The 11507-nt window shown below is 37.8% G+C and carries 6 protein-coding genes and 1 pseudogene; 5 read left to right on the top strand and 2 right to left on the bottom strand.

What is annotated here, in order from left to right:
• Positions 1-97 precede the first annotated feature (97 nt).
• Both I6E70_RS01345 and I6E70_RS01340 read right to left on the bottom strand, forming a co-directional pair.
• Complete coding sequence (locus tag I6E70_RS01345; RefSeq protein WP_197173130.1) at positions 98-1369, bottom strand: PrsW family intramembrane metalloprotease; 1272 nt, start codon at positions 1367-1369, stop codon at positions 98-100.
• A gap of 4 nt (positions 1370-1373) precedes the next feature.
• Positions 1374-2669, bottom strand: a complete 1296-nt coding sequence (locus I6E70_RS01340) for an RDD family protein (protein WP_197187856.1) — start codon at positions 2667-2669, stop codon at positions 1374-1376.
• Positions 2670-3125: 456 nt separating this feature from the next.
• On the opposite strand from I6E70_RS01340, the pseudogene tnpA reads away from it, so the two are divergent.
• The 5 genes and pseudogenes from tnpA to I6E70_RS01325 all read left to right on the top strand — a co-directional run.
• Positions 3126-3430: pseudogene (gene tnpA / locus I6E70_RS20835) on the top strand (IS66 family insertion sequence element accessory protein TnpA); the annotation flags it as partial.
• A gap of 285 nt (positions 3431-3715) precedes the next feature.
• Complete coding sequence (locus tag I6E70_RS20770; protein ID WP_257983176.1) at positions 3716-3850, top strand: hypothetical protein; 135 nt, start codon at positions 3716-3718, stop codon at positions 3848-3850.
• A gap of 222 nt (positions 3851-4072) precedes the next feature.
• Complete coding sequence (locus I6E70_RS20830; RefSeq protein ID WP_121953648.1) at positions 4073-6352, top strand: bifunctional diguanylate cyclase/phosphodiesterase; 2280 nt, start codon at positions 4073-4075, stop codon at positions 6350-6352.
• 1479 nt (positions 6353-7831) lie between these two features.
• Positions 7832-10789, top strand: coding sequence for an immunoglobulin-like domain-containing protein (locus I6E70_RS01330; RefSeq protein ID WP_197173131.1), 2958 nt, complete (start codon positions 7832-7834; stop codon positions 10787-10789).
• Between the two features lie 175 nt (positions 10790-10964).
• Positions 10965-11342 (top strand): hypothetical protein, encoded by a 378-nt coding sequence (locus I6E70_RS01325; RefSeq protein ID WP_197173132.1) that lies wholly within the window; start codon positions 10965-10967, stop codon positions 11340-11342.
• Positions 11343-11507 lie beyond the last annotated feature (165 nt).

The following is an 11507-nucleotide window of genomic DNA, read 5'->3' as shown; positions in this document are numbered from 1 at the left end:
GTGGGCGGTTCGATATGGCCGCTCTGAATTTAGTGGTGTTTAGCAAACTATGGCAAGCCCATATGTGTTTACTTCAATTTCGGCTAGTGGATGGTGATCACTGTATTTCTTCAGTCGCGGTGTTATTTTTTAAAAATTTCAGCTCTAATACGCCTTCGTTAATGTAAGAAAATATAACGATCCAACCAACGACTGAAATAAAAGACGCTTTAATGATCCAAGGTAAGAGCCAGTCTCCACTATTCCATAACATATGTGAAAGTGTTGCTATTAGAAAAACCCTCACAAAAGTATAATTAAATAACATACTTACCATAAACGGTCTGCCCTCCTTAACCTTCCATAATGCAGCGCCTATCATACCGGTCCAAATTATATGCCCAAAAGGTGACAAGACTCCTCGTAAATTAATATTGTCTATCATTGAGGTATAATTCTGACTTAAAAGGATTTCAAACGCATATCCAGCACTTTCAAATGAACCAAAACCACACCCAACAGCAGCTCCAAATAATAAACCGTTTAAAATATAGGGATACCTGACTGCATTTGCTATTAATAGAAGTGCGATTAATTTCCCTGGCTCTTCAGCTAAACCTGCAACAGGTGGGCCTAGCCAGTTTAAGTCAGAAGTTAATTGGAACATAAGTAAAGAAAAAATAAGCGACAGTATCCCGCCTTGTAGAACGAGTTTAAACACTTTTATTAATGAGACATTCCTTGGCACGTTTGTCTCGAAAAAGAAAACGAGTACACTTAAAGGCATTGCAAACGTGCCAACAAAAATTAAGCCGGGCAATAGTTTAATATTTTCCCAATATTCAAATGAGTAAATAAAGCCAAAGTAGGTTAGTAGCATCAATCCAAAAAGCCGAATAAATAACCAAGGTCTTGGGAATTCGGATGTTATTTCATTGATATCAGGTGTTGTTGTCACCGTTCCAACTGAATAATACTCTTCAAGCTCTTCATCATTTCTTTTCTTAAACACATCAGAGAAAAGTAGTTTGATGTTGAAGTCCGCCAGATCTTTAGTGCCCGCAAAGGAGGTAACATGCTGACTTAATGTCGCTCGGTTTTTGAACAACGTTTTTTTAGCTGTTACATCTCCTTTTGATGCAAAACGATTACTTGCATCCTCATTATCCATTACATAGCAGATAATGCCTGCTTCTAACATCGTCTCAGACATGTACTGGGCTTTTTCATGAGTTAGATCTTTCTTTAATACATAGCTCCTGCCATTAAAATATTGCTCAGCCTTAGTGACTGAAATATTAAAGAGTGATGCAAACTCATTAATAGTTTTTTCTAGATTTTTATCAGGGGCAATACCACCTTTAAAAACGAGTTTATAAGTATATGCCATCGTACTATCTCGTAAATAATAGTTTTACAGATGGTGTTACGGCGAGACTAATTTCCATACCTACGCTTTTCATACTTCTGATGTTAACTTTTCTCTGTAAATCAGCACTCATTTTGATTGCGCGAACTAACATTGCCACGACAGGTTTATCTTTAACTTTCTCTTCTAATTCTTCCATTGATAGCGTCGTTTCACTGTTCATTTTAATAATGACATTAACCTTCGGTGATACACCGACTTCCATCTCAAGATCTTCAATAATGTAGCCCGCATTCTCTAGATAAGGTATTGATGAATTTATTTGTACTACAGATTCTTGTAGTTTTACCATACCAATTGTTTGCGCTCTTTTGAGTTGCTCAAATGCCATTTTTTGTGCTTTTACAGTAAAAGCATTAGAGCTAATAAAGCTGCTTGTTTCCTCTTCAACAACATAAGCCCCCGACATTAAATCATGGAGTCCTCGACGTTTAGGGTTAAAGAAAATACTTATCGCTGATATCAAGAAAAAGGCGAAGCCTACTAAGAATACAATGGATCTTATGAAGGCGTTAAGTAAGTTTAATGGGGCCGAGTGTTCATCTACTATTTTTATTTTTAATAACCTTGCGCCAATTGTTTTTCCGCCTGATAAATTGCCAGTCATCAGCGTGAAATAAACGAGACTTAACACAAATCCAAGGTACTTTACGCTTTCAAGTGTGGCTGGAAAAAGAGTCAGTATCAAATACGTAATGATAAACGTAAAGACCATCGTTATTAGTTGGTCAACGCACAAGGCCGCAACACGTCTCCACGGTTTTGCTATTAGTAAGGAGTCTACTTTTATTGTATCATTTTCGTTGGCTGGTTCTTGGGCTTGATCCGCTTCTATTGTCGAAATGTCTTCAACGACGGCAACAATTTCAATTTCTTCCTCTGGGGCTAAGTCATCCACTTCTTCTATGTCTTCAATATTAAAAAGGTCTTCATTATTATCTTTAAATTGAAGTTCAACTTTTCCCCCAAATTTTATAATAGCCTGTTCAATTTTATTGGCTTTGTCTTCGTCCAAATCGGTAAAAAGAACGAGATCATCTTGCTTTAAATAGCTGATGACATTTGCTTTAGATGCGTTAGGGAAACAACGTTTAATTATGCCAGCAAGGTTAGCGATATTATTTTTATTACTGATCCCTCTGTAGATAACATCACACTTCATCATATATTTCAGTCCCTTTAATATTTTAGTTAACAATAGAATTTTATTAGCTTTACTTCGCTTATGAGCAGGCGCTAAAAAACGGGTATCTTCAATCAACGGTTGCGCTAAGGTGAAGTCACTTGAGATCTTAAGTGGTTTGCCTTTCTCGTATCAATAGCAATCATAATAGAGCGGTACTTATCGCATTTAGTTTTAGATGTAACTCAAGTCGCGAAGAGTTAGCTTATTTCACTTGCTCCTATCTGTATTGGCATGCACGACGAAGCATGTCAACCTGTCTGTTAACAAGTGTGATAGCGCCCTAGTTGTGTCTTTAAATTTGATAACGCTCTAGCGTTTGATACTTTTTAAAACAGCGGGTACATATTGGATAGGGATAATGGGAAATGAATATGTTTTACTTCCATGTCAACTCATCGTCCAATTTGATAAGTACTACAACTGACTAACCGAGAAATAGTATACATTCCTACCGTGTATTTCAAATGAAAATTTATAGTGCACAGGTAATCCCCCAAAAAATAATAGAAGCCAAATGTAGAATTTTCTCTTATTGTAAACACTGGAGAAAACTATGAAAAAGCACATTTTACGGACAGCCAAATCCTTGCCATTTTAAAATAAGCAGACAGCGGCGTGCCTATTCCTGAGCTGTGTCGCGAACATGACATGAGTAATTCAACCATTTTACAAATGGCGCACCAAATATGATGGTATGGACGCCTCAACGCTGAAGTTATTCAGGAAGCAATGGCAAAAAGTGGTAAAAGGTTTCTGAGCGAAAACTACTTGCACTCGAAGTCATTTACGCGAATAAAATGAGTATATCATTAGCCTGTCATGCGTTTATGATCAGCTAAACATGTTACCGCTATACGCCTAAACTGTCTGATAAAAATACAAAAAAAGCGGCGTTACAATTTGATAAATAATGTAGTTTAAGTGCTTTATACCTAATTTTATAAATATACTGCCTACAATGCCTTATTTTAGATCGTCAATAAGATAATCAGGCATATAGTGTGTCTCTTGAGAATATTAGGTTAAGATAATTTCCTATAGCTCTGCGGTAATGCCAAGACAATCCACTTGGAATAATTGGTGATGATACCGGCTCGTCTAATTATAATTTTAAGCTTGGAATGTCACATGCTACATTTATTGAAACGTATTTACTCGAGCGCGGCGTTTTGCAGTTTCAAATTAAAGTGGGCTCTGTGTCTAAAGCTAATAGCCACTTAAAACCATACGCGCGTACTTTTCATTTAAGCTACTAATGGCACTCGGCCCTTTAAACCCCACACTATGGGGGCTCATTTACAGGTAGTTACATGTCTATAATTGATACTTAATCATGGATTATCGTGTAGCTTGTACCACTTATGGAGTGATTTTGTCGGGGTGTGCTATATTCCGCACGAATTTAAATCATTACTATTTATTTTTAGCGCCTTTTAAGTCTGTATTTCCACTGTATTTAGAGTTCTTGAGGAACCATAGTGACAATAATTAAACGCTTACCCATCGGGTTCTTATTTATATTCGGGGCGACTTCTCTCATTTTTTCTGCTGCTATTTGGTCTCAGTGGAATAATTTAAAAAATATTCATGCTGAACGGCAATTATCCACCGTAACTAGGTTTGCAAGTAGTGTGGACTCGTTACTTAGTTCGCAAGAAATAATGATGTTGTTACTTGAGCAGTCTATTGTTAATGGCCATGGGCTTATTGATAGCGAAAAAATTGGAGCTAAATTTGAGGAACTTCTTAACGCGAATCCTGATATAGCTATGGTGGGAATTTCAAATCTGAAAGGTGAACCTCAATTAGTGAGACCGCACATTGAGATAGACCCTCGCTTTAATTTATTGGATTATGACGAAACACGCGATAGCTTTTTAAACGCTTTAAATAGTGACCATATGGTGCTTGGGCGCACGTATCGTGTAGATGGGCAGCTTATTATCCCCTTACGTAAAACATTACGGTCAGAGTCCGGTGAGCCTGTCGCTATGATTGCCATCGGGCTTAGAGTTACGGATGCAAGGCTGTTTAACAACCATCAGCATTATGCCGCCTATAATACGCTGACTGTGTTACGCGATGATGGTTATCGCCAATTCATTTCTTCCCACTTTGATTACCCCAGTGCTTACACAAATAAGCCATTCGTTTTTTCTGAGAAAATAGGAAAATCCGTTCCGCTAGTGGATGCTGTTGTTAGCCAATACCCATACAAGAAAGAGTCTTTTGAACCGTATCTTTTTTACAACAAGCGTGCTCAAGTTGTTATCGCTCGGCTTGATACCTATGGTTTATGGATCAAGTCCATAATATTTAAAAGTGACATTATATCCCTCTTAATTACGCCTTTTTTAATTCAGTTTTCACTTTTTATCTTCATTAATTTAGCCGCACTTTACATTATTCGTTTAATGGCCGCTAAACAACGACAAAGAGACAATGACTTTTTCTACCAAGCTCACCATGACGAATTAACGACACTGCCTAATCGACAATACTTCACAAAACACATGAGTGACTGGTTCAAGACAAGTCAGAAACCATTTGCGATGATTTTAATTAATGTCGACCACTTTAAATTAATCAACGATAGATATGGCAACTTGTCGGGCGATCGCGTTCTACAAGAGGTAACGGCTCGACTCAAAAAGTTAGAATGCACTAATGAACTCCTTATTCGCTATGCCGGTGATGAATTTATCATTTTAACGAGCGTTACACATACGTCCGAGCTGCACCGTAAAGCATCAATCATCATTAAGGCAATAGCGTTACCCTTTAAGATTGGGGAAAGTGAGTTGCGTCTTGGCTGTAGCTTAGGCATTGCTAAAGCACCCGAGCATGGAAAAACATTAACGCTGCTTTTACGTTCTGCAAATATTGCGATGTATAACTCAAAAAAAGAAGGGAATACGTTTAATGTCTTCACTTTCAGCATGGCGCAAACTTACATGGGTCGTTTGGAAATAGAAGAGCGCTTACGTGTAGCTGCTGAGCTTGAGTGCTTTTACATGGTGTATCAACCGCAAGTAGATGTAAATAACACCCTATACGGCGTTGAAGCTCTCGTAAGATGGGAAGATGAGAAGTTGGGCTTTGTACCCCCTGATAAATTTATCGCCATTGCTGAATATTGTGGCCTAATGCCAAAAATTGGTAACTATATTATTGAAACGACATTGAAAGAAATGAGTGCATTGCAAAAAAGCTTAAATTTAACTTTTCAAATAGCAATCAATATTTCGGCTCAACAATTTTCCCACATTGATTTTATTACGATGCTTAAACAGTCCATTAACCGCCACAATATTGACCCAAAGCGAATTACTATTGAGATCACTGAAAGTCTTTTTATCGATGATATTAATAAAGTGCTCCCGATACTTAACCAGCTTCGTGATGAAGGCATTTGTATTTCACTTGATGATTTTGGTACGGGTTATTCGTCTTTAAATTTGCTTCGCACATTACCCATAGACGAGTTGAAAATTGATAAGAGCTTTGTGGATGATATTATGCATGATGTTCAATCGTTGAAAATGGTGCAAAATATTATTTCAATTGGTAAAAATCTAAACTTGACGTTACTTGCAGAGGGCATCGAAACTGTTGAGCAGAAACAGTGTCTTATAGAGTATGGTTGCGATTTATTTCAGGGCTTCCATTATTCGAAACCGTTATTATTAGTCGATTTGTATGAATATACTTCCGAGAGTAAAGAGGTATCCAATCAATTATCTTACAATTCACAGTAAAGAACTACACGAATCATTCGTGTAGTTCTTTACTGATAAGGGATATGGCTGAAGACCTGGCTCACCCCATAACAACATTAATAAATACGCTCAATATCGGTTTTTTGGTATTAATCTCACGTCGTAAAGATCAAGGGATTTCCTCGTGATTTTTTATGAGACCACTACTAATTAAACGATCCAGTCGCGTTGAGTTTCACGATAAGTAGCCTCTTTGTAACTATCTATCCACGCCTTTAACACAAACTTCAACCGGTTGTTGTTGTTGTTGTTGTTGTTGTTGTTGTTGTTGTTGTTGTCAAGATCACTTTCAGTAGGCGTGTATTGAAACGAGACGTCGTTTTCATTTGGCCATTCGGCAATACGTATTCATATTTAATGGGTAAATCTACGCGACCGTTGAGGTTTAACACTTGTCCTTCGCATATATAGTCGTGCCCACTTCAACGAGATGAGGTGCACGTATCTGCTCCATCACTGGCCTTTGGGATACTGGACGCGCATAGTAACGAGCTTCTGACCATGCCTGCTCACCCGCTATCTCCGTTGGTGTACTGAATCTAAATCGACCCAAATAAGCGCTTACTCTCCTTTGGCTATGAATGACTGTGCAGGCGCACCTTCAAACCATGTTTCACCCTCATCATGCGATCATTGAGCTTGTCCGTCATACGCATTTATGTATCCTTGTAAGCTAGAAGCGTGGTTAGCTTTATATAATTCAGTCCTAATAGTTAATTACTTTTCACTAAGTTCAATGACTGCTGTTAACTGGTTATTGTCGCTATAATTTTCGGCTAAGTTACTTAGGCTGTTGGTGTATTTCGTTTGCCGTTAGCTCAATGAGTAGTGGCGTTTTTTGAGAGCAAAGCAAATCACTATAGTAATTAGATAAATATTCAGGGTGTGATATTAATTAAAATTTTTTTAAGTGGGGAGGGCGCATTGGTATTTTTATCCATTCCATGACTACTCAAAACACTGGTCGTATTCTATTGACTGTTAAAACGTTTCGTTAAGCAGTAATCAACTTAAAAATAGTATTAATAAGTGTATCGAGAGAAATATATTAATTAAATTTACTGCTCAACGTATTTTAAATCAAGTATGTGAAGGGGAGCTATGAGCGGCTTTTTGTCATATTACATCCTATTTAACGATGTAATAATTGACGTTGATACGGATAAAAACCTTGTGAGTCTTACCCAAATAACCAAATTATAGTTATATAAATTAGCGTCTAATATGTGAAAAAAACAAACTATTTTTGTCAATGTGTTAGCACTTTTTCTATTGTACTCTCTAATCTATTAGCGTTTAAGTTAGTAATAACAAGTGGATAGCATTGATTTGTTAAGTTTTATAAATTAATATTGCAGCTTAATGTTAACTGAATGCAAGGGACTGCGTTAGTTGAAGGTTTTTGAATAATTATTTTCAAATTACGACTTTCTTGCGTTCATATAAAGGAAGATATGTATGAAGTTGAAGCAGTTACTTATATTGCCATTGTGTAGTTTAGCATTGGCAGGTTGTGGAGGTTCGGATGATAAACCAGCCACCAAAGTAGATACCGTCCAAGATACCACGTCCCCTATTATTACACTTACAAATGGTGCTGAAATTGAAGTTGAAGTGAATACAGACTTTGTTGAGCCAGGTTATTCTGTATCAGATGACACTGATGACGACGTATCAGTATCCATTGATAGTAATGTTGATAGTAATGTTCTTGGTAGCTATACCATTACCTATTCAGCAACAGATAAAGCGGGAAATAGCGCTGAAGTAATAAGAACGGTTATAGTCGTTGATACAACAGCCCCAGTTATAACTCTATTAAACTCAGAACCGCTTACGCTTGAGCAAGGAACAGAGTACCGCGAATATGGTGCACAGGCTGTCGATAATTACGATGATGAAGTTGAAGTCATAATTTCAAATAGCATTGATTTGACACAGCCTGGTAATTATACAATTGTATATTCAGCCACTGATAGTTCTAACAATACCGCAACAACTGAAAAACAAGTAACAGTTTCACCTTCGAAAATCACAGTAACGATAGATTCGTTTGGCGATGGCATAGTTGAGCTATTAGACAATGCGAGTCCCTTAATCTGCTCAAGTAGTAATATTTGTTCAGTTGATGTTGAGCTAGGGACTGCACTATCACTAAAAGCAACCCCAACGAATGATTGGCAGTTTTTAAGCTGGCGTGGATGTGAAACTGCGCAAGATGCTAATGTCTGTCAACTAACACCGCAAGGCGACGTCTCTCTATCTTTAACCTTCTCTCCAAATGAATCAGGTGTAGATTTAACCTTAGCTGATAACGTGGTTGTACTTGATGAACAGCAAAAATCATCAATTAGAGATTACAATGAAACAACAGGTGTTATTACGTTTGATGGGAGTACTGATTTAAGTAAAGTGGTTATTGGTAGTATTCTTGTATCAAACGGAATAGATGAAGGGGATGGGTTAGAGAACTTCTTCTTAAAAAGAGTTGTTGAAGTATTGGGTAATCAAGGCTCACTAAGGGTCATAAAAACAGAAGAAGCGACGCTAGATCAATTAATCACAGAAGGTGCAATTGTTTATCAACAAGCATTAACAGCTGAAAATGTGCAGCAGTCATCGTTACCGCAAGGAATGAAAGTACTGACAACACAACAGTCACCGCAAGCACAAAACCAAGTAGCGAGTGCGACTCCTATTGAATTCGTGGTTACAAACCTCATACTTCATGATGCCGACGGTGATATAGGTACTAAGAATGATCAAATCAGTGCTACAGGTGCAATAAAGTTAACTGTAAATCCTGACTTCTCATTAAAAATAGACTTTCCAGCGACTATAAGCCACTTTAGAAGCGTAGCACACATTGATGTGGACAGTGAGCTCGGCTTAGATATTGGTGGACCTGTTAGTGTTGCCGCCTTGAAAAAGAATGTGACACTGCCAATCAGATTCGCACCTATTACACTAGGTATTATTGTCATTCAGCCTGAAGTGCAATTGTCTTTGGTTGCTGATGCATCCGTTGGCGTAACAATAAAACCGCGTTTAGTGGCTAAATTGGACATCGTCGCTGGGGCACAATATACAGAAAGTAAAGGGTTTGAAGGGATCAAAGGGCTTGACTTTAATGTGGATGCAAATGATCCATTTACCACTGTTGAGTTTAAAGCAGAGGCGAAAGCAGGCCCAGAGATTGCCTACTTTAGTCGCTTATATGGTATTGCAGGGCCTGGTGTTGGAAACTCATTAAAGCTAGGCATCGAAGCAATCCCATTAGTAAATAATAATAACTGTGTTTTTGATGTTAATACTTTTCTTGAACTAGATATAAGCTTTAAAGGTTCTTTTAGACTGATCACAAAAAGGTTTGATTACACATCGAGTTTATTTAAGTTTAAAAAACAGATAGATAGCCTCAGCCGCTCATGTGGGGCCTCGGTGCTGAGTGCGCCAACGGAATTAACGGTTACGACAACAGGAAATGAAAGCTTTATAGTTGATTGGGACTTCATTGATAGTGATGCTGATATCAGTTATAAAATTTATAAAGATAGCGTGTTTTTAGAAAATGGCATTTATGAATCACAATACGAAGATTCAAATGTGACTGCTGACACACAACATTGTTATTTTATTATTGCAGAAGATGATTTAGGCAATGAATCACCAGCGTCTAGTGAAGTATGCGCTATTGTTGAAGCGCCAGATGTCACTGCTCCAACCGCGCCAACGCAGTTATCAGCAGAGCCACTGTCATCTACAGCGATTAAATTAACCTGGAGTGGGGCAACTGATGATACAGGCGTTGAAGGGTATACAGTCTATGCATATGATAGTAATACGCCTTATGCTAAGGAAGTGTCAGTAGAGTCGACTGCGACTATTCTTCAATTATCACCTGATACTGAATATTGTTATTCAATAGCTGCTTTTGATGCGCGAGGAAATAGCTCTGAGCTGTCACAATCATCTTGTGCAACAACAAACACGAAAGAAGAGTCTGAATGGAGCATGTATATTGCTTGTACTGGCAGAGAGTATGTTGTTGAGGAGCAGTTTGATTTAGACCAAAACTTAACGTCAGAGGTTTTTGTATTTGGTGAAGCTCAAGATTACGGTGGCGCACAAATGAACTATAGTTTGTTTGGTGTGTACACAGATACTTCAGGTAACCTTAACGGTGAAATAAACTGGTCTTTTGATAATACAAATAGCCTCAGAAAAGATGAGTTTATAGTCGATTTATCTACCGGTGATACAGGCGATGTTGCAATGAACCAGACATTAGTGACTGGGTGTGATGCAGTGATACGATTCGTTTCAAGTAAAGAGCAGGCACCGACGAATATGCCAGAGGTTCGCTCTATTCAAAATAATACAGTAGGAGAAACAATTGGTGGACTTGGATACTAATAAGTCTACCCAAAGGGGCTCATTAGAGCCCCTTAATACGGGTGGAACACTTCATGTTACACACTCAGCGCATGAGTCAGGTGTACACTTAATACTCAAAGCGTCAAAATCAAATAAACTAGCTTATATCGGTTGTTTATTTTTTGGGGCGGTTATTCTAATTGCCAGTATATATATGCTTTTTGCCGTTGCTGATGTTTTTGCTGCATTTGCTTTATTTATAGGGGGGGGCACATTAATTGGTTTAGGAAGGTTAGTTAAAAAAAGCAGTAAAGAATACAGATTCATACTGTCTGAAAAAAAATTAATGGGTTTAGAGAAGACAATCCCTTTTAAAGAGATCGTCAAAGTAGAGTTATTAAAAAAAATTGTAAATGCAAAAAGTCAGGACGAGCCGTTTCAAAGTGGTGAAATAAGGATTTTAACTAACCAAGGAGCACGCTATCTACTTGTCGAAGGAGCTAATAGCGCGCAAATGAAAACAATCGCAACTTTAATCGCACGCTATATAAACGTCCCTTTAGTGAGTGATGAAACGCTGCATAGGGTTTGAAATTTACTCGTGTGATTCCTTTGGTATCAAGGGAATATGTCGTCTAATTACGCGCGACTATACCAACTAGCTAAATAATTGAAAAGCTAATAGGTGTTATAGTTTAAATCTCTATTTATCAATCACTTGAATTCAGAAGGTTATCAGAAGGTTTTATTTAGTTAA

The sequence above is a fragment of the Pseudoalteromonas sp. NGC95 genome (assembly GCF_015864705.1).
Taxonomy (GTDB): domain Bacteria; phylum Pseudomonadota; class Gammaproteobacteria; order Enterobacterales; family Alteromonadaceae; genus Pseudoalteromonas; species Pseudoalteromonas arctica.
Note: the sequence above shows the minus strand (reverse complement) of the source record. Positions and strands in the feature narration are given on the sequence as shown.

Excerpts from the sequence above, each read along its gene's own strand:
- I6E70_RS01345 (WP_197173130.1), bottom strand. The coding sequence starts at position 1,369 with ATGGCATATACTTATAAACTCGTTTTTAAAGGTGGTATTGCCCCTGAT.
- I6E70_RS01325 (WP_197173132.1), top strand. The coding sequence starts at position 10,965 with ATGCTTTTTGCCGTTGCTGATGTTTTTGCTGCATTTGCTTTATTTATA.
- I6E70_RS20770 (WP_257983176.1), top strand. The coding sequence starts at position 3,716 with ATGTCACATGCTACATTTATTGAAACGTATTTACTCGAGCGCGGCGTT.
- I6E70_RS01330 (WP_197173131.1), top strand. The coding sequence starts at position 7,832 with ATGAAGTTGAAGCAGTTACTTATATTGCCATTGTGTAGTTTAGCATTG.